Annotated in this window: 24 protein-coding genes; 18 read left to right on the top strand and 6 right to left on the bottom strand. The window is 57.0% G+C overall.

The window, feature by feature from the left end:
- Nucleotides 1-96: 96 nt before the first annotated feature.
- Nucleotides 97-393, bottom strand: coding sequence for a hypothetical protein (locus tag A8B84_RS03900; protein ID WP_064228281.1), 297 nt, complete (start codon nucleotides 391-393; stop codon nucleotides 97-99).
- A 91-nt stretch (nucleotides 394-484) separates the two neighbouring features.
- Complete coding sequence (locus tag A8B84_RS03905) at nucleotides 485-736, bottom strand: hypothetical protein (RefSeq protein WP_064228280.1); 252 nt, start codon at nucleotides 734-736, stop codon at nucleotides 485-487.
- 183 nt (nucleotides 737-919) lie between these two features.
- Here A8B84_RS03905 and A8B84_RS03910 point away from each other — a divergent pair, with 183 nt between their 5' ends.
- Complete coding sequence (locus A8B84_RS03910; protein WP_064228279.1) at nucleotides 920-2,188, top strand: alkane 1-monooxygenase; 1,269 nt, start codon at nucleotides 920-922, stop codon at nucleotides 2,186-2,188.
- Between the two features lie 230 nt (nucleotides 2,189-2,418).
- Here A8B84_RS03910 and A8B84_RS03915 read toward each other — a convergent pair whose 3' ends face one another.
- Nucleotides 2,419-3,198: a crotonase/enoyl-CoA hydratase family protein gene (locus tag A8B84_RS03915; RefSeq protein ID WP_064228278.1), complete on the bottom strand. Its 780-nt coding sequence runs from the start codon at nucleotides 3,196-3,198 to the stop codon at nucleotides 2,419-2,421.
- 178 nt (nucleotides 3,199-3,376) lie between these two features.
- Nucleotides 3,377-5,179: an acyl-CoA dehydrogenase gene (locus A8B84_RS03920; RefSeq protein ID WP_064228277.1), complete on the bottom strand. Its 1,803-nt coding sequence runs from the start codon at nucleotides 5,177-5,179 to the stop codon at nucleotides 3,377-3,379.
- 257 nt (nucleotides 5,180-5,436) lie between these two features.
- Here A8B84_RS03920 and A8B84_RS03925 point away from each other — a divergent pair, with 257 nt between their 5' ends.
- Both A8B84_RS03925 and A8B84_RS21640 read left to right on the top strand, forming a co-directional pair.
- A complete protein-coding gene (locus A8B84_RS03925; RefSeq protein ID WP_064228276.1) occupies nucleotides 5,437-6,429 on the top strand; it encodes a GlxA family transcriptional regulator in 993 nt (330 codons plus the stop codon).
- A 110-nt stretch (nucleotides 6,430-6,539) separates the two neighbouring features.
- Entirely contained in the window at nucleotides 6,540-6,704 is a 165-nt protein-coding gene (locus tag A8B84_RS21640) for a hypothetical protein (protein WP_162841244.1), read from the top strand.
- Between the two features lie 15 nt (nucleotides 6,705-6,719).
- On the opposite strand, the gene A8B84_RS03935 is transcribed toward A8B84_RS21640, so the two are convergent.
- Both A8B84_RS03935 and A8B84_RS03940 read right to left on the bottom strand, forming a co-directional pair.
- On the bottom strand, nucleotides 6,720-7,742 hold the full coding sequence (locus tag A8B84_RS03935; protein WP_064228274.1) for a CNNM domain-containing protein: 1,023 nt from the start codon (nucleotides 7,740-7,742) through the stop codon (nucleotides 6,720-6,722).
- Nucleotides 7,739-9,793 carry an NADPH-dependent 2,4-dienoyl-CoA reductase gene (locus tag A8B84_RS03940; protein WP_064228273.1) on the bottom strand — a complete coding sequence of 685 codons (2,055 nt, stop codon included), beginning with the start codon at nucleotides 9,791-9,793 and terminating at the stop codon, nucleotides 7,739-7,741. Before A8B84_RS03940 ends, A8B84_RS03935 begins: the two co-directional genes overlap by 4 nt.
- A 353-nt stretch (nucleotides 9,794-10,146) precedes the next feature.
- Between A8B84_RS03940 and A8B84_RS03945 the strand changes: the two genes are divergently transcribed.
- From A8B84_RS03945 to A8B84_RS04015, 15 genes are all read left to right on the top strand, one after another.
- On the top strand, nucleotides 10,147-12,948 hold the full coding sequence (locus A8B84_RS03945; protein WP_064228272.1) for a monovalent cation/H+ antiporter subunit A: 2,802 nt from the start codon (nucleotides 10,147-10,149) through the stop codon (nucleotides 12,946-12,948).
- Entirely contained in the window at nucleotides 12,948-13,313 is a 366-nt protein-coding gene (locus A8B84_RS03950) for a Na+/H+ antiporter subunit C (RefSeq protein ID WP_064228271.1), read from the top strand. The genes A8B84_RS03945 and A8B84_RS03950 overlap by 1 nt, the downstream gene beginning before the upstream one ends.
- A complete protein-coding gene (locus tag A8B84_RS03955) occupies nucleotides 13,310-14,827 on the top strand; it encodes a monovalent cation/H+ antiporter subunit D (RefSeq protein ID WP_064228270.1) in 1,518 nt (505 codons plus the stop codon). Before A8B84_RS03950 ends, A8B84_RS03955 begins: the two co-directional genes overlap by 4 nt.
- Nucleotides 14,827-15,315, top strand: coding sequence for a Na+/H+ antiporter subunit E (locus tag A8B84_RS03960; RefSeq protein ID WP_064228269.1), 489 nt, complete (start codon nucleotides 14,827-14,829; stop codon nucleotides 15,313-15,315). The genes A8B84_RS03955 and A8B84_RS03960 overlap by 1 nt, the downstream gene beginning before the upstream one ends.
- Complete coding sequence (locus tag A8B84_RS03965; RefSeq protein WP_064228268.1) at nucleotides 15,312-15,581, top strand: K+/H+ antiporter subunit F; 270 nt, start codon at nucleotides 15,312-15,314, stop codon at nucleotides 15,579-15,581. Before A8B84_RS03960 ends, A8B84_RS03965 begins: the two co-directional genes overlap by 4 nt.
- Nucleotides 15,582-15,623: 42 nt before the next feature.
- On the top strand, nucleotides 15,624-15,956 hold the full coding sequence (locus A8B84_RS03970) for a Na+/H+ antiporter subunit G (RefSeq protein ID WP_064228267.1): 333 nt from the start codon (nucleotides 15,624-15,626) through the stop codon (nucleotides 15,954-15,956).
- Nucleotides 15,957-16,074: 118 nt separating this feature from the next.
- Nucleotides 16,075-18,384 carry a putative monovalent cation/H+ antiporter subunit A gene (locus A8B84_RS03975; RefSeq protein WP_082905071.1) on the top strand — a complete coding sequence of 770 codons (2,310 nt, stop codon included), beginning with the start codon at nucleotides 16,075-16,077 and terminating at the stop codon, nucleotides 18,382-18,384.
- Nucleotides 18,381-18,806: a Na+/H+ antiporter subunit B gene (locus A8B84_RS03980; protein WP_064228266.1), complete on the top strand. Its 426-nt coding sequence runs from the start codon at nucleotides 18,381-18,383 to the stop codon at nucleotides 18,804-18,806. The genes A8B84_RS03975 and A8B84_RS03980 overlap by 4 nt, the downstream gene beginning before the upstream one ends.
- 34 nt (nucleotides 18,807-18,840) lie before the next feature.
- Nucleotides 18,841-19,188: a Na+/H+ antiporter subunit C gene (locus A8B84_RS03985; RefSeq protein ID WP_064228265.1), complete on the top strand. Its 348-nt coding sequence runs from the start codon at nucleotides 18,841-18,843 to the stop codon at nucleotides 19,186-19,188.
- On the top strand, nucleotides 19,185-20,699 hold the full coding sequence (locus A8B84_RS03990) for a Na+/H+ antiporter subunit D (protein WP_064228264.1): 1,515 nt from the start codon (nucleotides 19,185-19,187) through the stop codon (nucleotides 20,697-20,699). The genes A8B84_RS03985 and A8B84_RS03990 overlap by 4 nt, the downstream gene beginning before the upstream one ends.
- Entirely contained in the window at nucleotides 20,696-21,169 is a 474-nt protein-coding gene (locus A8B84_RS03995) for a Na+/H+ antiporter subunit E (protein WP_064228263.1), read from the top strand. The genes A8B84_RS03990 and A8B84_RS03995 overlap by 4 nt, the downstream gene beginning before the upstream one ends.
- 9 nt (nucleotides 21,170-21,178) lie before the next feature.
- A complete protein-coding gene (locus A8B84_RS04000; RefSeq protein ID WP_014577875.1) occupies nucleotides 21,179-21,451 on the top strand; it encodes a monovalent cation/H+ antiporter complex subunit F in 273 nt (90 codons plus the stop codon).
- Nucleotides 21,444-21,851: a monovalent cation/H(+) antiporter subunit G gene (gene mnhG / locus A8B84_RS04005; protein WP_064228262.1), complete on the top strand. Its 408-nt coding sequence runs from the start codon at nucleotides 21,444-21,446 to the stop codon at nucleotides 21,849-21,851. The genes A8B84_RS04000 and mnhG overlap by 8 nt, the downstream gene beginning before the upstream one ends.
- 70 nt (nucleotides 21,852-21,921) lie before the next feature.
- A complete protein-coding gene (locus tag A8B84_RS04010; protein WP_064228261.1) occupies nucleotides 21,922-22,203 on the top strand; it encodes a pyrimidine/purine nucleoside phosphorylase in 282 nt (93 codons plus the stop codon).
- A gap of 168 nt (nucleotides 22,204-22,371) precedes the next feature.
- Nucleotides 22,372-24,015: a fatty acid--CoA ligase gene (locus A8B84_RS04015; RefSeq protein WP_064228260.1), complete on the top strand. Its 1,644-nt coding sequence runs from the start codon at nucleotides 22,372-22,374 to the stop codon at nucleotides 24,013-24,015.
- The last annotated feature ends 22 nt before the right edge of the window (nucleotides 24,016-24,037 follow it).

Genomic DNA, 24,037 nt, shown 5'->3' on the forward strand with positions numbered 1-24,037 from the left:
ACTCAGTCGTGGGCAGTTACACAATTTGGTTTACAGGCTCCCGGGGTACCGACCGCTCCGTGCAAACTGTTGCGTCGGAGCGGTCAGTCTACTCAGTTACTGCTGGGTGGCTTCTTCATAGCCTTCTTCGATTGAATCGCCAGCTTCTTCGGCAGCATCGCCCATGGCTTCACCGGCTTCCTCTGCACCTTCCTGCAACTCGCCCATTGCACTTTCATCCTGGCCGGTGGCTTCCTCGACAGTTTCCTCAGTGGAATCTGCCGCGTCCTCCATCATGTCTCCGGCGTTATCTGCAGCCTGCTCGACATCCACCCCTTCGTTGTCTTCCGAGCTGCAGGCAGCAAGGCCGAGTGTCAGAACCATCAAAAGCGCACCCAGTGTGAGCTTGTTCATACCATATCCCTCTGTTGGTAAGTATTTACAACGGAGCACAGGGTACGGCGAGAGCTCTGATAAACACAATTACCGCCCGATTACCCTTTCGTTACCCGGCACTGTCAGAGAGTACTTGGCCATCAATGGTGATCACGTGATCAAACGGGAGCATGATCCCCCGCCCGAGTAGTAGAAAGTCCTGACCGGCCCGACTGAACAGCTCGCGAATAACATCATGAACCAGGCAGATCTGGCCGGCGCTGTCGCGGTAGACAACCTCGGTCAGCCTGCCAGAAGACAGGTACTCCCGAAGTATCCCCTGAACAGAGTACGAAGCAGTGGCAGAAGAAGGATTAGGCATGGCTGATTCTTCCTTGTGATCAAGCTCTTCTTGTCTAAATCAGTCTGGCCCAGAAACCCGCTTTCTGCCAAAGAAATGCCATTTGTCATTTCGAGCCAAGGTTCTTTCAGGCGCTGGACGACCGTTGCATTGCAAGATTGTCCGACATAAATTGCAAAGACGCGCACCGAACGGGAGAAAACAATGAACGCCAAAACCCCAGACAATCTGCAATCGCACCAGATCACATCACCTGTCGAAAAAGACGCTACTGGCACCTGGAAAGACCCGAAACGCTACATGTGGCTGCTCGGCCCCGCGCTGCCGGGAATCGGGCTTGCAGCGCTGACCGGCTACGCCCTGGCCCCGAAAAAACTCAAGGCCCTGGCCTGGACCGGACCGGCGCTGGTGCACGGCATTATTCCTGCCCTGGACCGTGCCATCGGGGAGGATCAGAGCAACCCTCCAGAATCCGCAGTGAAGACACTGGAGCAGGACAAGTACTACGACCGGATTGTGAAGGCGTTTATTCCCACCCAGTACGCCATGACCTTCATGGGTGCCTGGCTTGCCAGCCGCAAAAGCACACCACTGGACGACAAGATAGGCCTGACACTGACGGTCGGCGCTATTAACGGCGTAGGGATCAACACGGCCCACGAACTCGGCCACAAATCCAACAAGCTGAACAAGTTGCTGGCGATGGCAGCCCTGGCGCCCACGGGCTACACCCACTTTGTTGTTGAGCATAACTTCGGCCATCACAAACGGGTGGCAACGCCGGAAGATCCGGCCAGCAGCCGCATGGGGGAGAGTTTCTGGAAGTTCCTGCCGCGCACAGTGGTAGGTGGTATCAAATCGTCCATCAAGATCGAGAAGGCAAGACTTGCCCGCAAAGGCAAGGGTTTCTGGACCCTGGACAACGAGCTGCTTCAGGGCTGGGCCATGAGCGCTGGCTTCTTTGGCGCGACGACGCTGGTTTGCGGCCCGAGAGCGGTTCCGTTCCTCGCGGCGCAAGCGGTATACGGTGCCAGCCTGCTGGAGAGCGTGAACTACATTGAACACTATGGCCTGCTGCGCCAGAAGGACAAGCACGGCAAGTACGAGCGAACCCAACCGGAACACAGCTGGAACAGCAACCATATTGTGACCAATCTGTTCCTGTATCAGCTCCAGCGGCATTCAGACCATCACGCGCATCCGCAGCGCAGTTACCAGGCTTTGCGGCATTTCGAGATGGCACCACAGTTACCCGGTGGTTATGCCTCTATGCTGTTGCCGGCCTATCTGCCTCAGTGGTGGTACGAAACCATGGATAAGCGGGTGATTGATCATTACGAGGGGGATCTGAGCAAAATCAACTGGGATCCGGATCGGAAAGAGGAGCTGATGGCCAAGTATGCGGATTATGCTGCGGAGGTAGCGGCTGAGGCGAAGGCTCGCCGCGAATCCGGAAATTCCGAGGCCGCCTGAATTCGGCTGCCTGCTATTTTGGGGCCCCAGCCCTCGGGGTCTGGTGCATGCAGCCGACCGGGATCTTCCTTCCGGGAGACGCCGTGAACCCATCCATGGGGGCTTGATCGCAGCATCCCTGCTGCTCACACTCCCGGAAGGAAGATCCCGGTCGGCAGCCCATAGGTCTGATGAATTCGCCAGCTTCGCTTAGCCCCCTAGAGGCCGTGTTTCCCGAGGAAATTTAGAAGTCACTTACCTTTAAAAACAGCTTCGCGCCGTTCCAGGAAAGACTGGATTCCCTCTTTGACATCTTCACTGGCCATCACCGGCTGCAGATCCGGGAACAAACGCTGTTTCGCAGCCTCCTGTCCCTCGCTGACAGCGATCTTCGAGGATTTCAGACTGCCTTGCACACCCAGCGGTGCAGCCTTGGCAATTTTCTCAGCGATTTCCAACGCAACGTTAAACTGCTCGCCGGGTTCCACCAGTTCCTGAATCAACCCCCACTGATACGCCTGATCGGCGGTCCACTCATCGCCAGTCAGAAGGTAACGCTGGGCATTGCTCCAGCCGATTTCACGCTGCAGGCGAATGGTGGCGCCGCCACAGGCGAAGATGCCACGTTTTACTTCCAGTTGCGCGAAACGAGTGCCTTTGGCCGCGACTCGCACGTCGGTGTTGAGCATCATCTCAACGCCGCAGGTGAAGCAGATACCCTGGGCGGCGAAGACGACGGGTTTGCTCAGGGCCTGACCAGTGATATGAAACGGATCCAGTTCGCCCTCGCCCGGCTCTATACCTTTGCCATTGGCAAAGACACCGGCCCAGTCGTCCAGCTGCAGGCCGCTGGTGAACTGGTCGCCTTCAGCGTACATCAGACCGACCCGCAGCTCCGGGTCATTTTCCAACTGGTAATACGCCGCAGCGATCTGGTGGTACATCTCGCGGTTCATGGCGTTCATTTTTTCAGGGCGGTTTAGCCCGATCAGCAGGATGTGGTTTTTCTTTTCGACGGTTACCAGAGCCATTGCTCTCACCTTATGTATCTAATTTCGTGTCCCGGGTTTGCACAAAGGTCTGGGCGCAAGCGGCTCGGATCGCTTTCAGGGACCGTCTGTGGCCATGGATGGCCACAGCCGAGCGCACAGGGATGTGCTTGTAGCGTGTCCCTGAAAGCGATCCCAGCCGATTGTGCCTACTCCAAAGTCAGAACCACTCAGATTTCATGTTCAGGCAGGTATCGTCCTGATTGCGCAGCAGAACCAGATCCTGAGCTACGGTTGGCAATTCCCAGTGGAAGAAGTACTGGGCCGCCTGCAGTTTGCCCTGGTAGAAATTGCGCTCCTCATCGGTGTTCGCAGAACCCAGAGCATGGGCTGCAGCATTCGCCTGGCGAAGCCACATCCAGGCAACGATGATGTGCCCGAAAAGGTGCAGGTAGCAGGAGGCGTTGGCCAGGGTCTTGTCGGGATCCCCTTCCATCAGGGATTTACCTAAACTCTGAGTGACTTTCACCGCTTGCTGCAGGGTTTCACTCAGGGACAGCGCCCACTGCTGGCAGCGATCGGTGGTGGCTGCCTGCAGATCCACCTGCATCTCCTGCATGAGCAACTGCAGACCGTGGCTCTGGTCCTGCCAGATCTTCCGGCCCAGCAGGTCGAGGGCCTGGATACCATTGGTGCCCTCGTGGATCGGGTTCAGGCGGTTGTCGCGCCAGCACTGTTCTGCCGGGTACTCACGGGTGTAGCCGGCGCCACCATATACCTGAATGGCCAGATCGTTAGCCTTGGGGCCGTATTCAGAGGGCCAGGCCTTGATGACCGGGGTAAGCAGGTCCAGCAGCTTTCCGGCTTCCTGGCGTTTCTGGTCGTCCGGGTGGGTGTGCTGGTCATCCATCAGTCGGGCGCCATAGAGGCACAGGGCCAGGCCGCCCTCGCTGTAGGCTTTCTGAGCCAGAAGCATGCGCCGGACATCGGCGTGATCAATGATCGGTACCTGCGGGCTTTCCGGGTCCTTCTCGCTGGCTTTGCGGCCCTGTAGCCGGTCCCTGGCGTATTCCAGGCTGTGCATGTACCCGCGATAACCGATCACGGCAGCGCCGAAACCCACGCCAACCCGCGCTTCGTTCATCATCTGGAACATGTATTTCAGGCCCTGGTGGGGCTCGCCGACCAGGTATCCATGACAGGGGGCGTCGTCACCGAAGCTGAGTGCGGTAGACGTGGTTCCCCGGTAACCCAGTTTGTGGATCAGTCCAGCCAGACTCACGCCGTTGCGCTCGGTGGGGTTGCCTTCGTCATCCACCAGGTACTTGGGCACGATAAACAGGGAGATGCCTTTCACGCCTGCCGGCGCACCTTTGATCTTGGCCAGCACCATGTGAACGATGTTATCAGTGATGGGCTGCTCGCCACCGGAGATATAAATCTTGGCGCCCTTGATCAGGTAGTGCCCTTCGTCGGTGGCGGACGCCGAAGTCCGGATATCCGCGAGGGACGAGCCGGCGTGGGGCTCGGTCAGGGCCATGGTGCCGCTGAATCGGCCGCTGAGCATATTCGGCAGGAAGGTGGTTTTCTGCTGTTCATTGCCAAAAACCCGGATCAGGTTGGCGGCTGCTGTGGTCAGGAACGGATAACCGGCGGTGCCCGGGTTGGCCGCGGTGAAGAACCCGTTGCAGGCGGCCATGACCGATTCGGGCAACTGCATGCCACCCAGTTCATAGTCGTAACGTCCTGCGATAAAGCCTGCCTGCGCATAGGCATCAAAGGCTTCCTTTACCTGCGGCAGCATCTCGACCTGGCCGTTGACGAACTTCGGTTCGTCTTTGTCGGCAGCGCTGTTATGGGTCGCGAATTTCTCCCGGGCCATCTTGTCGGCGGTTTCAATGACGGCATCGAAGGTGTCGCGGTTGTGTTCGCTGAAGCGCTCGCGGGTGGTGAGGTTTTCTGTATCGAGGACTTCGTATAGCTGGAACGCCAGGTCGCGGCGGTCGATCAGGGTGTCGGTCATGCTTGGTCTCCTGTTTGTTGTCGACAGCCTCTCACAACTGGTTTTTTCTGGGAACCGGCGTTTATGACATAATTATGGTCGATATTGCCACACGCGGTTCTTTTTCTAGTTGAACCCATGTTTGGCGACCGGCCACCAGCGAGGCATTCCCTCCAGGGACACGCTGTAAATACATCCCTGTACGCTTGACTGCAGCATCCATGCTGCAGACAGTCCCGGGAGGGAATGCCTCGCTGGTGGCCTGCTTTGGAGTTTGCATGCGAACAGTTTCAGTTATTGGTTTCGATGGCGCTTTAGCCAGCGCCATCACTGGCATTATTGATCTTTTCCGTCTTGCCGGAGTCACTTGGGCGCGGATTAACGATGAAACGCCGGCACCCCAGTTTACAACCCGACTTCTGACAAAAGATGGAGCCCCCTGCCGTTGCATTAACGGGCTGACCATTCAGCCAGACGGGGCCTGGAATGATCTGCTGCCGGGCGACGAGAGTGATCTGGTGGTGATACCGACTATTGGCGGCCCGATTGATGTCGTTCTGGCGGGAAATTCAGAGCTCATTGAGTGGCTCAGCACTTTTCGGTCTTCAGACGCCGGGCAAGTGCGGGTGGCGAGCAATTGCACCGGTGCATTCATGCTTGCCGAAGCCGGGCTGCTGGACGGGCGTCAGGCGACGACACATTGGGGCTTCAGCCATCAGTTCCGGCAGCGTTTCCCGGCAGTAAACCTGCAGCCGGACAAGCTGGTGACGGTGGACGGCGACATTGCCTGTGCCGGGGGCGGGATGGCCTGGTGGGATCTGGGGATTTACCTGGTGGAGCGCTACGCAGGGGCGCAGGTGGCGCGGGAGCTGGCGAAGGCGTTTGTGATTGATGCGGGGCGGACCAGTCAGGCGCCTTATAGCGCCCTGCAGGCTCGCCGTTACCATTCCGACGCGGCCATTCTTAAGCTACAGGACTGGCTGGATGGCCATTACAGTGAACCCATAACCCTCCAGCGCCTGGCCTCATTAGGCGGACTGACCGAGCGGTCTATGATTCGCCGATTCAAGGCTGCAACCGGCGACACGCCTACCGGGTACCTGCAGCTTCTGCGGATTGAGGTGGCCCGTCAGCATTTGGAGAAATCGCGTTTGCCAATTGATGAAATCACGCAATTGGTAGGCTATGAGGACGTGAGTTCGTTCACTCGCCTGTTCCGCAAACATACCGGGCTGTCCCCGGGCGCCTACCGATCACGATTTGTCAGGTAATGTCCGCATACCCATGAATGGCCCGGGTTATGCATCGGTTTTCATTGAAGGCCAACATCCGGCCTGAAACGTAAAGAATACCGACAGGTGTCACTATGGGGAGGTCCGCCATGAACGCACCGATCAGACAAAGCCAGGCAGACATTCTGAGCAAGCTGTACAATATGAAGCGAAAGCAGATCGAGCAAGCATTGCAACAAGGAAACAGCCTTCGGTGTCAGGTACTTGAAGCGGAAGCCGAGGCTATTTTCAATGCCTTGAAAGCAGCCCGTTAACCATTCCAGCCCCGTCTATCCGGAGCCATACTTCTTCAGACGACGGCTCCAGCGCTGCTTCGCATACCGGCGAAGATTAGAGACATTATCGGTTTCATCCATGATTTCGGTGCCCAAAAGTGTCTCCAATATGTCCTCCAGCGTCACTATTCCCAGCCAGGTACCCAGTTCGTCATAGACCACTGCCAGGTGTTGCCGTTCTCTAAGCATGTCCGAGAACAGGAATTCGATGTTGGTATTGCCTTTCACGCGTTTGGTCTTGCGCATGTGTTCCAACAGGTCGACATCGGCATCCAGGTTGATCAGATCTGCCCTGTGAAGGTATCCAAGCGCCTCGCCTTCTTCATCGATTACCGGATAGCGGGAGAACGGTGATTTTCTGACCTGCTCCCTGAACTGTTCGTAAGTGATGTCCGGGTCGACGTATTTGCACACCGTTCGAGGCGTCATTACTGAACTGACCTTGATCTCGTGGAATCGCAGGACGTTATGGATCATCCGTCGTTCGTCTTCGTCCAGGGCCTGCTGATCCTTGCCTATTTCTGCCAGGGCGCTGATCTCGGCGCGGATATCGGTGTCTGCCTCACCCGATGCAATGCGGCGAGTGACCTGTTTGGACAACCAGATGAACGGCAATAGCGCCTTGATCATGAACCCCAGGATGGCCGGCAGATGGGGCGCAATGCTGCGCCAGTATTTGGCACCGATGGTTTTGGGAATGATTTCTGAGAAGATCAGGATCGCCAGGGTCATCACGGCGGAGGCGATCCCGAGCCAGGCTTCACCAAATACCACCGTTACCTGGGCCCCGACACCGGTCGCACCCACCGTGTGAGCAACGGTGTTCAGTGTAAGGATTGCAGACAGCGGATCATCCACATCGTCCTTCAGTTTGCGCAACCGGGCGAAGAGCTGCGGCTTCTCTTTCTTTAATGAAGCGATGTAGCTCGGAGTCACCGAAAGCAGCGCCGCTTCAAGAATGGAGCACAAAAAGGAAAAGCCAATCGAAAGTACGGCGAAGGCAATAAGTAATATCATAGTTTGGCTGCGACTTCCGTTCCCTGCCGGATGGCTCGTTTTGCGTCCAGTTCTTCGGCAACGTCTGCGCCGCCGATCAGATGTGCGTTCACCCCAGAGTCCGACAACTGGTCGAAAAGTTCCCGGAACGGTTCCTGGCCGGCGCAAATAATCACGTTATCCACAGCCAACACCCGGTTTTCAGTCACTTTGCCGTCTTTGTCGGTTACGGAAATATGCAGCCCCTGGTCGTCAATCCGCTCGTAGCGACAACCCCTGAGCATTTCCACTTCGCGATGTTTCAGGCTGTTGCGGTGAACCCAGCCCGAGGTCTTGCCCAGGCCTCCGCCCACTTTGCCGGTTTTTCGCTGCATCAGGTAGATCTTGCGGGGAGATGGAGTCGGCTGGCGCTCGGCCAGCCCTCCGGGGCCATCAAAGTCCGGGTTGACGCCCCACTCCGCCTGCCAATCGGCAACGCTGACCTGTTCGCCTTCCGGATGATGGCTGAAGTCGTGGGTGAGGAATTCGCTGACATCGAAGCCGATACCGCCGGCACCAATAACCGCCACCGTCTTACCAACGGGTTTGTTGTGACGAAGCACATCGAGGTAGCCGAGCACCTTGGGATGATCTATTCCATCGATTTTCGGTGTTCTTGGTTTCACGCCGGTGGCGATCACCACGTCGTCGAAACCCTGTGCCTTCAATGATTCTGCATTCACGCGAGTACCGAGCTGAAGATCAATCTCCAGCAGTTCGATCTGGCGCTGGAAGTAGCGAAGGGTTTCGTAAAACTCTTCCTTACCCGGGATGCGCTTGGCGTAGTTGAACTGGCCGCCGATCTGGTCATCCGCTTCGAAAAGCGTCACTTTGTGGCCGCGTTTCGCGGCTGTTGTCGCCGCGGCCAGCCCAGCTGGACCGGCGCCTACCACGGCAACCCGGCGCACAACGGGCGCCACCGTCAATACCAGCTCGGTTTCGTGACAGGCTCGCGGGTTCACCAGGCAGGAGGCCCGCTTGGCCTGGAAAGCATGGTCCAGGCAGGCCTGGTTACAGGCAATGCAGGTGTTGATTTCATCACTGCGATCCTGCTCGGCCTTACGCACGAACTCGCTGTCTGCCAGCAGGGGCCGGGCCATGGACACCATATCGGCCTTGCCCGCGGCGAGGATTTCTTCCCCTTTCTCCGGGGTGTTGATGCGGTTGGTGGTGCACACCGGGATATCCACTTCGCCATAGAACTTGGCGGTTACATCGGCGAAGCCGCCACGGGGCACAGAGGTGACGATGGTGGGAACACGCGCTTCGTGCCACCCGATACCGGTATTGATGATAGTGGCTCCAGCCTGTTCGATGGCCTTGCCCAGGGTCACGATCTGGTCCCAGGTCTGGCCACCCTCAACCAGATCCAGCATCGACAACCGGTAAATAATGATGAACTCCGGCCCGACGGCTTCTCGCATGCGCCGCACAATCTCCACCGGGAGGCGCATACGGTTCTCGTAGGGACCGCCCCATTTGTCCGTTCTCTTATTGGTGCGCTCGCACAAGAACTGGTTGATGAAATAGCCCTCAGAGCCCATCACTTCAACACCGTCGTAGCCGGCGAACTTTGCAAGTTTCGCGGCACTGACGAAATCGTTGATCTGTCGCTCAACCCCTTTGGACGAGAGAGCGCGAGCCTTGAACGGGCTGATCGGCGCCTTCGTTGCGGATGCAGAGACAATCAACGGCTGATAGCCATAACGCCCTGCGTGCAGAATCTGCATACAGATCTTTCCGCCAGCCTCATGCACCGCGCTGGTCACATGACGATGCAGCAGGGCTGTGGCCCGGTTGTTCATGGTTGAGGCAAGCGGGGCCAACTGACCGACCAGATTGGGCGAGAAACCGCCCGTTACCATGAGCCCGACACCACCTTCGGCCCGCTCGGCGAAGTAACGGGCAAGCTTGTGAATGTTCCAGAACCGATCTTCGAGCCCTGTGTGCATGGACCCCATCAACACCCGGTTCTTCAGTTCGGTAAAGCCGAGATCGAGGGGTTTCAAAAGGTTGGGGTAGATTTCGGTCATTGGAGTCTCTCAATAAATATTTATCGCGAGTATACACTTGATCAATGGCAAGTTGACTTGACCTTCCAGACGGGGCACGTATCATCGGCAATCAAGTTTGACTGACGGAGCAACCATGACCGCAAGGTCCTTCGGCTGCACAAGAGTTACCCGCCCACCTGTTACCGCTGACATCGCGCGGCACCGGGGTCGTCTACCGTACTTCCCGGACCCGCCTGCTTTCCGCTGATCCACCCCACCCCCTATGCCGTAGTTGCATCGGCGCTCAATGTGCAGGGTGGCTGGCCGGAGACTAGACTCAGGCAAACATGCCTTCAATACTCACGTAAAAGAAAACCAATAACGAGGTTGCGATGTCGCTACCGCTGGTTGTTTTACTGCCTTTTCTGGGTGCTATAGCCGCACCCCTGTTCGCCCAGGGCGGCAGAACGGCGATTGCCGTTGCATCTTCTGTACCCGCGCTGATCGCACTCGCAGCCCTGTTCCCTCATTGGGAAACCCTGGCCGATGGCGGCGTGGTGCTGCACAGCTACGAATGGCTGCCGGCCCTCGGCCTCTCCTTCAGCTTCCGGCTGGACGGACTGTCTCTGCTGTTCGCCCTGCTGATCCTGATTATCGGGCTGCTGATCATTCTTTACGCCCGTTATTACCTGAAGGCTTACGAGAACGTCGGCAAATTCTACGCCCTGCTGCTCTGCTTCAAAGGTTCCATGCTGGGCATCGTGCTCTCCAGCAACCTGCTACTGATGATGATTTTCTGGGAGCTGACCAGCCTGACCTCGTTCCTGCTGATCAGCTTCTGGACCCACAAACAGGACGCCCGCCGGGGCGCCCGGATGGCGCTTGCGGTGACCGGTGGTGGCGGTCTCGCGCTGCTGGCCGGCATCCTGATTATCGGCAACATTGTTGGCAGCTTTGAACTCGATGCTGTGCTGGCAGCCGGTGACCAGATAAAGGCCCATGCCATGTACCCGGTCGCCCTGACCCTGGTTCTGCTTGGCGCCTTTACCAAATCGGCCCAGTTTCCGTTCCATTTCTGGCTACCCCATGCCATGCAGGCGCCTACCCCGGTATCGGCCTACCTGCACTCGGCCACCATGGTTAAAGCCGGCATCTTCCTGATGGCCCGGCTCTATCCGGCGCTGGCAGGCACCGAGCAGTGGTTCTACATGGTCAGTTTTACCGGCATGGCCACCCTGCTCATTGGCGCTTACGTCGCCATGTTCAAGCATGACCTGAAAGGCCTCCTGGCTCATTCAACGGTTAGCCACCTGGGCCTGATTACCCTGCTGTTTGGCATGGGTACTCAGCTTGCCGCAGTGGCAGCCGTCTTCCACGTTATCAATCACGCCATATTCAAGGCCTCCCTGTTTATGGCCGCCGGCATCATCGACCATGAAACCGGCACCCGGGACATGCGCCGCATCAACGGCCTTTGGCGTTACATGCCTCACACCGCGACCCTGGCCATGGTGGCCGCTTCGTCCATGGCCGGTGTTCCACTGCTGAACGGATTCCTGAGCAAGGAGATGTTCTTTGCCGAATCCCTGGAGCTGAATCTCCCTGGGCTTATAGCCTGGCTGCCGCCTATTGTTGCAACCCTCGCCGGGATTTTCGCAGTGGCTTATTCGGCCCGTTTTGTCCACGATGTTTTCTTCAATGGGAAGCCGGTGGATCTGCCTATCTATCCACCCCATGAGCCACCGCGCTACATGAAATTTCCAGTGGAGATCCTGGTTTTTGCCTGTATCATGGTGGGCGTCTTCCCGGCGGTTTCTATCGGACCGCTGCTTTATATGGCCGCGTCCGCCACGCTTGGCGGTGATGTTCCGGAATACACCCTGTCTGTCTACCATGGCTTCAACCTTCCGTTGCTTATGAGTTTCGTTGCCTTTTTTGGCGGCCTGCTCATGTACAGTCAGCGTCAGCGCTTCTTCGACTTCCACGCCCGGTTCAAGGAGATTGATGAAAAAGCTGTCTTCGAAGCGGCCGTTTTGAGGGTTGTCGATCTGGCCAACAAGTTCACAGCGCGAGTCGAGAACGGCTCGCTCCAGCGATACGCCATGTTCCTTCTGGTAAGTGCCATTGCGGTCGCGGCCATGCCGCTTCTTGGCATGGGTCTCTTTATCGGTGAAAACGGGCTTGGCCCGGTAGATCTGCCGACAGCTATTGCGGCCGGGTTGCTTATCCTGTGCGCCCTGACAACAGCCGCCCTGCACCGGCAGAGGTTCTACGCGCTGGTTCTGTTGAGCGTGGTGGGACTTTTTGTGGCCCTGGCCTTCGCCCGTTTCTCGGCACCAGACCTGGCTATGACCCAGCTGTCTGTCGAAGTGGTGACCATTGTTCTGCTTATGCTGGCCATCTTCTACATGCCTTCCTGGACGCCAATTGAAACACCGTTGAAAAGGCGTCTCAGGGACATTGCTATTGCAGCGGTCGCTGGTATTGGCATGACACTGGTCACTCTGGCCATGCTGACCCAACCGTTCAGTTCAATATCTGATTTCTTCCTGGAAAACAGCAAAACCGGCGGTGGCGGCACCAATGTGGTCAACGTGATTCTGGTGGACTTCCGGGGCTTTGATACCCTGGGCGAGATCACCGTTCTGGCCATTGCGGCCCTGGGTATTTACGCCATGCTCAAGAACACCGCCCTGACGCCGCCGCCCAGCGACGGCGAAGGCCACGCATGGACGCGGGACTCCCACCCGCTGATGCTGCGGCTGATTGCCCGGCCCATGCTGCCACTGGCACTGATGGTTTCCGCGTTCATTTTCCTGCGGGGCCATAATCTGCCCGGCGGTGGTTTCATCGCCGGTCTGGTTACCTCGGTTGCCCTGATCCTTCAGTACATTGCCGCTGGCATGAACTGGACTCAGGATCGAATTTCCTTCCGCTACCATAACGTCATCGGTCTGGGTCTGCTGTTCGCAACCGTTGCCGGGGCCGGAAGCCTGGCCTTCGGCTACCCGTTCCTGACTTCCACGTTCGATTACATAACCTGGCCGGTGGTCGGCAAGTTTGAGGTCGCGTCCGCCCTGATATTTGATCTGGGCGTCTATCTCACCGTGATCGGCGCTACCCTGCTTGCGCTGGTCAGTATCGGCCGGATATCTCCCCACTCCGCCATTAAGAGTAAAAAGGAGGGTGCATAATGGAGCTTGTTTTCGCGCTGGTCATTGGTGCCCTGACGGCATCCGGCGTTTATCTGATTCTGCGGGCTCGCACTTTCCCTGTGGTGGTGGGACTGACCATGTTGTCCTACGGGGTGAACCTTTTTCTCTTCTCCAGCGGACGCCTGGCAACGGGCGAGCAGCCGGTCCTCGGTACCGCGGCAAGCTATTCCGATCCGCTGCCACAGGCACTGGTATTGACGGCTATCGTGATTGGCTTCGCCATGACCGCGTTCGTTGTCGTCCTGTCACTGCGCAACCTGGCCGACAACGAGGACGACCATGTGGATGGCAAACAACCCTACAAATCGCCTGCTCCGGAAGAAGAGGAGGTGACCGGTAAATGAACCACTGGCTCACCGCTCCTATTCTGATTCCGCTGCTAGGCGGCATTCTTCAGGCTTTCATGGGCTATGCGCCCATTAGCCTTCGCCGCACGCTGGCACTGGCAACAACCGTCCTGATGCTGGTTTCTGCCATCGTGCTTCTGGTGCTGGCAGACGACGGCAGCTATCGAATCTATGCGTTCGGCAACTGGCAGCCACCGTTCGGGATTGTATTGGTCCTGGACCGCCTGGCGGCACTGATGCTGATCATGACGGCCGTTCTGGGCCTGTTCTGCCACATCTATTCGATCGGCGGTGCCGACGAAGGCAATCGCCAGTTCCACGCTCTCTTCCTGTTCCAACTGATGGGCCTGAACATCGCTTTCCTGACCGGCGATCTGTTCAACCTGTTCGTTGCTTTCGAGGTGCTACTCATTGCCTCCTACGGCTTGTTGATGCATGGCGGGGGGACGATCAGAACCGTTCCAGGATTGCATTATGTTGTATTGAACCTGATTGGCTCTGCGATTTTCCTCATCAGTGTCGGCATGATCTATAGCGTCACCGGCACCCTGAACATGGCAGACCTGGCGATCAAGATCCCCGAGGTTTCCGGCGAGGGCCTGAATATCGTCAAGGCAGGCGGCATGCTGCTGCTGGTGGTCTTCGGTCTGAAAGCAGCCATACTGCCCCTGTGCTTCTGGCTTCCCCGGGCTTACTCAAAAGCCACTGCACCGGTTGCCGCACTGTTTGCCGTGATGACTAAAGTTGGCATCTACGCCATTTTGCGGGTGTATCTGTTGATCTTCGGCGACGATGCCGGCGAACTGGCCAATCTTGGTATGGACTGGCTGTTCCCGGTTGCCCTGGCTACCCTCGCCATGGGTGTTATCGGCGCGCTGGGATCCGGCAGTCTGAAGACGTTGGTCGCCTGGCAGGTCATCATTTCCGTGGGCACATTGCTGGCGCCAATTTCGCTAGGTTCCGAAGCCGGCCTCTCTGCTGCCCTGTTCTATCTGTTAAGCACGACCTGGACGGTGGGTGGACTGTTTCTTGTCTCGGAGCTGGTGGCCAACCAGAGAGGCACTGCCCGGGACCGCATCATTACCGCCCCCAAAATGCAGAACCGCACCTTCCTGAGCGTGCTGTTCCTGATTGGCGCCGTTGCCGCAGCCGGTCTGCCACCACTGAGTGGCTTCTTCGGCAAGGTACTTATTCTGCAATCCGTGCAGTCGGGAACCGAAATGGCATGGCTCTGGTCAGTACTTCTGATCGGCAGTTTCCTGACCGTTATCGCGTACAGCCGCGCTGGAAGTATTGTTTTCTGGCGTACCGTGGAAGGCCATCTGGAAAAGCCAGACCCGCTCAACGGCCGGATTTCTGTTGCAGCCGGAGCACTTACCGCACTGGCAGTGGTGATAGTTGTGCTCGCCGGCCCGATTACCCGTTACACCGATGCCACGGCAGAACAGCTGCACGATAGAGATGCCTATACTGAGATCCTGCAAACCAAGATGGTCAGGGAGGATAGCTAATGCTTGATCGCCTCAGTTTTCCCCAGCCCTGGCTGAGTCTGACCCTTTTTATTACCTGGCAGTTTCTGAGTGACGGCGTCAGCGGCGGCAGTGTTGTCCTCGGCATCATCCTGGCGTGGGGTATACCCCAGATGACACAGGGTTTTTGGCCTGATCCGCCTGCATTCATCAAGGCCTGGCGAATGCCTGCGTACCTTGTACGAGTTGTCTGTGACATTGTTGTGGCCAGTTTCCAGGTGGCAAAACTCATTCTCAGCCCGCGTCCGGCACGCCCTGCATTCGTCTGTTATCCCCTGGAACTGGAGCACCCTCTGGCCATCACCATTCTGGCCAGCACAATCTCGCTGACGCCAGGAACCGTAAGCGCTGATGTCAGTGATGATAACAAGCTGCTGCTGATTCACGCTCTGGACGCAGAAGATGACCAGGAGGTCATCGACACGATAAGAGCCCGTTACGAGAAGCCTCTGCTGGAGATGTTCCAATGATGGTTACCGCTCTCTACATCACCATTGCCATGGTCACGCTGGCGGTACTTTTAAACGTTTACCGCCTGTTCAAAGGCCCGGACGCGCCGGACAGAGTGCTGGCCCTTGATACGCTCTATATCAATGCCATCGCTCTGATAATCCTGCTGGGCATCACACTGGGAACCCGTATGTACCTTGAGGCAGCCCTACTTATTGCCGTTATGGGCTTTGTCGGAACCGTAGCCATGGCCAAATATCTGAAACGGGGCAGCGTCATTGAGTGAGCCCGCACCAGACAAAACCCTGTTTTTGGGAGGACAGATCAGATGAACCCATACGCTGAATACGCCATCGCCCTTTTGCTGTTGATCGGGGGTGCGTTCACCCTGATAGGCGCCATTGGACTTGCTCGCCTCCCGGACTTTTTTACCCGCCTGCATGGGCCCACCAAGGCCACCACGGTCGGAGTAGGTGCCATCGTGATCAGCTCGGTGATCTACTTCAGTACAGTTGGACAGGGCATCGGCATTGAGGAATTCCTGATTACGGCCTTTCTGTTTATGACTGCCCCCATAAGTGCCAACTTCCTGGCAAAATCAGCCATGCATCTAAAGGTTAAGACGACAGAAAATTCTCGAGGCCAACCCTGGGACCAATGAGTCTACCGACTATTTTTTAAGAACCTTTTTCACCAAGGAGTCGTATTAAATACTGGTTTTAGAAAAACACCGTTAACCGCAGGACGTTTTAACTTGGGTCGTAAAGGAGCACCCTTGCATGATGTTACTGGCTGTTCTTTCGGGATTTTTGCTGGCGGTGGCGGTCCCAGCGCTCTATCGCGTGGCAGGCAGACACATCGGCTGGGTGCTGGCCCTGCTCCCCGCATTGCTCACAGCCTATTTTGCCAGCCTGATCCCTGCGATCAGCGGCGGTGAAAGTCTCCTGATTCGGAACCAGTGGATGCCGGGCCTCGGCGTCTCCCTTGATTTCATGGTTGATGGCCTGTCGCTGGTCTTTGCTCTTCTCATCAGCGGTATCGGCACGTTCATCCTGATCTATGCCGGCTCCTACCTGAAAGGCCATAAAGACCTCGCTCGCTTCTACGTCGTCATGCTGTCGTTCATGGCGTCGATGCTCGGTTTGGTGCTGTCCGACAACCTCATTACTTTCTTCGTATTCTGGGAACTGACCAGCATCACCTCCTACATGTTAATTGGCTTCAACCACGAGGACGCGGAAGCCAGAAAATGTGCCTTGCAAGGGCTGTTCGTTACAGCGGGAGGTGGCCTGGTGTTAATGGCCGGACTGATTCTGCTGATCTTTATCACCGGCAGCTACTCGTTTTCCGAAATACTCGCATCCGATCTGGCGATTCACGAACACGGTTACTACACCGCAGCGGCAGTTTGCATACTTGTCGGAGCCTTCACCAAGTCCGCCCAGGTCCCTTTTCATTTCTGGCTACCCAATGCCATGGCTGCGCCCACACCCGTTTCTGCCTATCTGCACTCGGCGACCATGGTCAAGGCCGGTGTCTATCTGCTTGCGCGACTGAATTCCTCCATGGACGGGGATGCGCTCTGGAGCAACTCCCTGATGTTTTTTGGCGCTGCAACCATGTTCACTGGCGCCTACCTCGCCTTCAGCAGCACCGGCATCAAGAAGGTGTTGGCGTACTCCACGGTTATGGCTTTGGGCACCCTTACCATGCTGATCGGTGCTGGAACGGAAAAGGCTATCATCGCCTTCGTGTGCGTTCTGGTGGCCCATTCCCTGTACAAGGGCGCGCTGTTCATGCTCGCAGGTGCCCTGGACCACGAAACCGGCACCAAAGACATCACGAAAATGGGCGGTCTCCGGCGCAGCATGCCCAGGACTGCACTCATTACCTGCATGGCCGCACTGTCTCTGGCAGGACTTCCCCCACTCTTTGGCTTCGTGGCCAAGGAACTGATGTTTGAGTCGGTTCTCAATTCGCCCGCGTGGTCCTGGGGATTGCTGGCAGCCGCTGTCGCCTCTTCGATCCTGGTTGTGGCCGTGGCGGGACTGGTTTTCCTGAAGCCGTTTTTCGGTCCCGCTCGCACGACCCCGAGACAGCCCCACGATGCACCCTTCGCCATGCTGATTGGCCCGGCAGTATTGACCCTGCTGGCCCTGATTCTTGGCGTGGCGCCGTTTTTGCCGGCACCGCTCGTGCTGGATGCGGCCGTATCCTCAGTCTATGGCAGCGGCGTACAGACCGCTCTGGCCCTGTGGCACGGAGTGAATGTCCCGTTGATACTGTCTGGCATCAGTCTGCTGGCAGGCTCACTGCTTTTCGTAGCCTGGCAGCGACTGCATCCGACACTTCATGCGGTCAACACAGCTGGCGGGCGCGTTGGCCCCGAGGCGGGGTATTTCCGATTCATGCTCGGGATTACTCAGATCGCAAGCTGGCAAACACGTGTGTTGCAGAACGGAGTACTCGGTGTTTACCTGCTAATCCTTGTGCTTGTGACCTTCGGTCTGACCGGCTACACACTCTTTACCCGGCACGGTTTCCAACTCGATTTCGATTTCAGCAATGGCTACTTCTATGAGTTTGGCATCGCTCTTCTTATCGTCGCGGCAACCGTTTTTGCCAGTGTCACCCGGTCCCGGCTGGGCTCCGTGGCCTCGGTCGGTGTGCTCGGTTTCGGGGTGGCCCTGATCTTCATCCACTTCAGCGCCCCGGACCTTGGGATCACCCAGCTGCTGGTGGAGACTCTCACCGTCATATTGCTGGTGCTGGTGCTCTTTAAACTGCCGCCATTCGTCAACCTGTCATCGCCCTGGGAACGTTACAGGGACCTGACGGTCGCAGTCTTTGCGGGCGCGATCATGACCCTGCTGATGCTTGCGGCACTGGACATCCAGTACTTCGACAGCATTTCCAGTTATTACATTGAAAACAGTTACGGCCTTGCCTTTGGCAAGAACATCGTCAACGTAATTCTGGTGGACTTCCGCCAACTGGACACCCTGGGAGAGATCTTTGTTCTGGGCCTTGCCGCTATGGGTGTCTACTCGATGGTCAAACTCCGGGCGGAGGACCAGCACAAGGCATGAAGACGAACACGCTCATACTCCACACCGCGGCTCTGGCCATCATGCCGCTGCAATTGATGTTTTCGGTTTTCCTGCTCCTGCGGGGACACGACGAACCCGGCGGCGGATTCATTGGCGGGCTGGTGGCGGCCAGCGCTTTTGTGCTCTATGCCTTCGCCTTTGGGGCAGAGTCAACACGCAAGCTACTGCGTGTCAGCCCGCGGGATATTCTTGCAGCCGGATTGCTTTTCGGTCTCGCCTCAACCATCCCTGCCTTCTGGACGGGCCAAGCCATGCTTACAGCACTCTGGTGGGAGGTTCCGCTCCCCGGTGACGGCTATCTGAAACTATCAACCGTTCTGATTTTCGACATTGGCGTCTACTTGGCGGTTCTGGGCACGCTGATGACCTTCGTGATCAGCCTGATGGAGTCGGACGAATGAACCGTGCATTCATTGACAGGGAGGTAGCTCAGTTATGGAAACCTTGATGGCCTACGTCGTTGGGCTGCTTTTTACAGCCAGCATATACATGATGCTGCGCCGCTCTATCGTCAAACTCGTCATTGGCCTGATTATTCTGAGCAACGCGGCCAACCTTCTGATTTTCGTCGTCGCGGGTTTGACCCGGGGCGCGCCTCCGCTGATTCCCGAGGGGGCGAGCGAAATAGCCGGATCAGTAGCTGATCCACTGCCACAGGCCCTTATCCTCACCGCCATTGTGATTGCTTTCAGCGTCCTGGCGTTCGCCGTGGTTCTGATCCGTCGTGCCTACGAGGTGGTCGGAACCGATGACCTGGACAAGATGAAGGATACGGATACTTGAACCCGGAACTCGTTCTCCCGATCCTGATACCCCTGACAGCCGGAGCTCTGTCCCTGGCGTTCTGGCGCTCCATCAAGCTCCAGCGGGTCCTTGCAGTTATTGCCACCGGGCTCTTGCTCGCGGCCGGCATCTGGCTTCTACGCTCAACCATCGCGCACGGCTTCCTGGTGGTGGAAATGGGCAGTTGGCCAGCGCCCTTCAGCATCGTGCTGGTGTCCGACGTTCTCGGCGCCATCATGATTGTGCTAACCGGCATTATCGGCCTTGCCATCGCGATCTATTCGCTGGCCTCAACGCCGAAAGGTCATGAGAAATTCGGTTATTACCCCCTGATGCACCTGCTGCTTGCAGGCGTGGCCGGGGCCTTCCTGACTGGCGATATATTCAACCTGTTCGTCTGGTTCGAGGTGATGCTGCTCGCATCGTTTGCCCTTCTGACCCTGGGTGGGGAGCGCGCCCAGATGGAAGGCGCCATCAAGTACGTGACCCTGAACCTGTTTTCGTCGGCCATCTTTCTTTCTGCCGTGGGCTTGTTGTACGGCATGGTGGGCACCCTGAACATGGCGGACATCGCTCAGAAGGTAAACAGCGTTGACGACCCCGGCATGGTTACCGTTGTCTCCCTGCTGTTCATGGTGTCGTTCGGCATCAAGGCCGCTGCGTTCCCGCTGTTTTTCTGGCTTCCTGCGTCCTATCACACTCCCCAGGTCGCCGTTTCGGCGCTGTTCGCGGGTTTGCTTACCAAGGTCGGTGTATACGCTCTGTACCGGGTGTTTACGCTGATTTTTACGCAGGATGTCGCGTACACTCATACCATACTGCTTTGGGCCGCCGCCTTCACGATGTTAACGGGCGTGCTCGGGGCCGCGGCGCAGTTCGAATTCCGGCGTATCCTGTCTTTCCATATCGTCAGCCAGATCGGCTATATGCTTCTTGGGCTTGCGCTATTCACGCCTCTGGCGCTAATAGGCGGGGTGTTCTATATCATGCACCACATCATTGTGAAGACGAACCTGTTCCTGGTGAGCGGCATCACCTACCGTCTGCTGGGTAGCTACGAGCTGAAAGACCTGGGCGGCGTTTACCGTCAGCGCCCTTACCTCGCTCTGTTGTTTTTGATTCCTGCATTATCGCTCGCCGGCATTCCCCCTTTGTCCGGCTTTTTCGCCAAATTCATTGTGGTTCGTGCCAGCCTGGAAGCCAGTGAGTATGTGGTCTCGGCGATCGCCCTGCTGGTTGGCTTGTTGACCCTGTATTCAATGATCAAGATCTGGGCGGAGGTTTTCTGGAAAAAACTGCCAGATCATATAACGGATGCGAGCAGGCTCAATGGCGAGGTAAAGGACAGAAACAACTGGGCCTATTATGTGCCTGTAGTCGGGCTCGCCGCATGCACGCTGATTATCGGCCTTTATGGGCAGCCCATTTACGCCCTGGCCGAAACCGCTGCAGACCAGTTGATGAACCCGCAACTGTACATAGAAGCTGTTCTGGGAGGGCAGTCGAAATGATCGGTCTGTTCTGGAACGTGCTGCTCGCAATCGCCTGGGTGGTTCTCAGTGGCAGCGTCACTGCCATGAACCTGCTGGCCGGTTTCTGTTTTGGCTACGTTGCGCTCATGGTTCTGCAAAACCAGGTTCCTGCTTTGAAGGGCTACTCCCGTAGGATTCCGCGATTGGTCGCCTTCCTGGCCTTTTTCCTGAAGGAACTGGTGAAATCGAACTTGCGCGTTGCTTACGACGTCGCCACACCGGTTTGGCATATGAAGCCGGGTGTTATCGCGTTTCCACTCGAGGCAAGTACCGATATGGAGATCATGTTTGTCAGTAGTGTCATCTCCCTGACTCCCGGCACGCTAAGCCTGGATGTTTCCGATGATCGACGGGTGTTATTTATCCATGCCATGTTTCTTCAGGACGAGGAGCAACTCAGAAATGACCTGAAGGAACTGGAGCACCGAATCCTGAAGGTTATGCGCTAGGGGGCCGCCATGCTTGGAATCGCCATTAACATCGTTTATCTCATGCTGTCCCTGGCATTGCTCTTTGCCTTCATCCGGTTAACCCGCGGCCCATCCCTGGCCGACCGGGTCGTCGCACTGGAACTGATTGCATCCGTGGTGGTTGGCTACGTCGGGGTTCATGCCATTGATACCGGCGTCTCCAGTTTTCTCGATGTGGCTATCGTAATATCCCTCACGGCTTTCCTCGCCGCCATCGGGTTCGCCAGATTCCTGGAACGGGGAGGCGTCAAGGATGAGTGAAATCTTCGTTTCTATACTTTTGCTGGCAGGCGCTTCGTTCATGGTGCTTGCGGCCATCGGCATCGTGAGGCTGCCTGATCTGCCAACCCGCATGCATGCTTCCACCAAAGCAGGAGCAATGGGCGCAATATTGACGATGGCCGGAGTGGCACTGCATTTTTCCGACAGCGCTGTGGCCGCCCGGGCAATCGCCTTCATCGTGTTTATTCTGTTAACGGCGCCGATTGCTGCTCATGTCATCGGCAGAGCCGGCTATTTCACCGGTATAACGCTCTGGAGCGGTACAACCAAAGACGAACTGCGTGAGCGGTACGATCCAGACAGTCACAAGCTCAGTAGCGGGCTTGAGAACAAAACAGAGCGAGCAGTTTCGTCCAGGGACGAGAACGCCTCAGACTGATGATTTGTCATTGGAAGTGCACGAAATTCCCGTATAGTAGGCCTCCAAACTTATTCCAGGAGCCCAGCACATGCTGAAAGTAAATGAATATTTCGACGGCAAGGCAAAATCCATCGCCTTCCAGACGTCCACTCTGCCTGCTACGGTCGGAGTTATCAGCCCGGGCGAGTATGAGTTCGGCACCAGCAAGAAAGAAACCATGACCGTCATCAGCGGCGCCCTCACTGTCTTGCTCCCCGGCATGGAAGAGTGGATGACCTATGGTGCTGGCGAAAGCTTTGACGTCGCGGGCCAGGCCAGCTTCAAGGCAAAGACCGACATCGACACCGCTTACCTCTGCACCTACGAGTAAGACTGAAGCCCTAAAAGGCGCGTCCGCAGAGCGAAACGGAATTTGCATCTAAGCCACCGTTCGCTCTGCATTTTTTCACTATTACCGGTTCCTGTTTCAGCCAAACTGTGTCAGATTTATTCCTGTTTCTCGCGATAACACCAACAACTGGGAAAGAGGAAACAAGCAATGGCACAGACCCGCATTCTACCCCCGGCTGAAAACGCCTATGAGTACCCGCTGCTGATCAAACGACTCCTGCTCTCAGGCCCCAGGTACAATCCTGACCAGGAAATTGTCTACTCCAACCGCAGCAAGTACACCTACACCGATCTGGTCGAGCGCATCCACCGCCTGGCAAACGCGTTGACCGATGCCGGTGTAAAACCGGGCGATACCGTTGCGGTAATGGACTGGGATACCCCACGCTACCTGGAGTGTTTCTTTGCCATTCCAATGATTGGTGCCATTCTGCACACGGTCAATATCCGGTTGTCTCCGGACCAGATTGTTTACACCATGAACCATGCCGAGGACGATGTTGTTCTGGTGCACGATGACTTCCTCCCGATCATTGAGGCGGTCAAGGGCGAGATCAAAACGGTCAAGACCTGGATTCAGCTCACCGACAGCGAGGCCGCGAAACAGGCTCCTGTTGAAACCATCGGCGAGTACGAGAGCCTTCTGGCCAAGGCCAATGATCAGTTCGACTTCCCGGATTTCGACGAAAACAGCGTGGCAACCACCTTCTATACCACGGGTACCACAGGTAATCCGAAGGGCGTTTACTTCAGTCACCGCCAGTTGGTACTGCACACGCTGGCCATGACAGGCACCGTGGCGTCATTCGATGAGATGCCTCTGATGCGCTCCTCGTCGGTGTACATGCCGGTGACCCCCATGTTCCATGTGCATGCCTGGGGTGTGCCTTATGCCGCCACCATGATGGGCATCAAACAGGTGTACCCCGGCCGCTATGAGCCGGAGCTGCTGGTCGATCTGCTCAAGGAACACAAAGTGACCTTCTCCCACTGCGTGCCCACCATCATGCAGATGATGATGGCCACCGAATCCATCAAGACAGCCGATCTGAGCAACTGGCACGTGCTGATCGGCGGCAGCGCACTCACAAAAGGGCTCTGCGATGCCGGGGCCAAGCTCGGCATCAAGATGTACACCGCGTACGGTATGTCTGAGACCTGCCCGCTGCTCTGCGCTTCACACCTCAAGCCCGAAGATCTGGAGCTGCCTCTTGAGCAGCAAACGGCAATCCGTGTGAAAACCGGTATTGCAACGCCCATGGTTGAGCTGGAAATCGTCGACCCCGACGGTAACCCGGTTCCACATGATGGCGAGGCCAAGGGCGAAATCGTGGCCCGCGCACCCTGGCTGACCCAGGGTTACTTCAAGGAACCCGAGAAAGGCGAACAGCTCTGGGAAGGAGGCTGGCTTCACACCGGCGACGTGGCTTCCATGGAGCCGGACAACACCATCACCATCAAGGATCGCATCAAGGACGTGATCAAGACCGGCGGTGAGTGGCTGTCGTCACTGGACCTGGAAAACCTGATCAGCCAGCATCCGGCCGTCGCCGGCGCTGCCGTGGTTGGCGTACCCGATGAAAAATGGGGCGAACGGCCGCACGCGCTGGTGACTCTGAAACCTGGTGAGCAAGCCAGTGCCGGGGATATCCAGAACCACCTGAAGCAATTCGTGGAAAGCGGCGAGATCAATAAATGGGCGATCCCCGAGCATATTGATTTCGTGGAGGATATTCCCAAGACCAGCGTTGGCAAGATCAACAAAAAGCTGATTCGGGATCAGTTGCAGTAAACCGTCCGAACGCTGGAAACCG

It is taken from the genome of Marinobacter sp. EhC06 (assembly GCF_001650915.1).
Lineage (GTDB): Bacteria > Pseudomonadota > Gammaproteobacteria > Pseudomonadales > Oleiphilaceae > Marinobacter.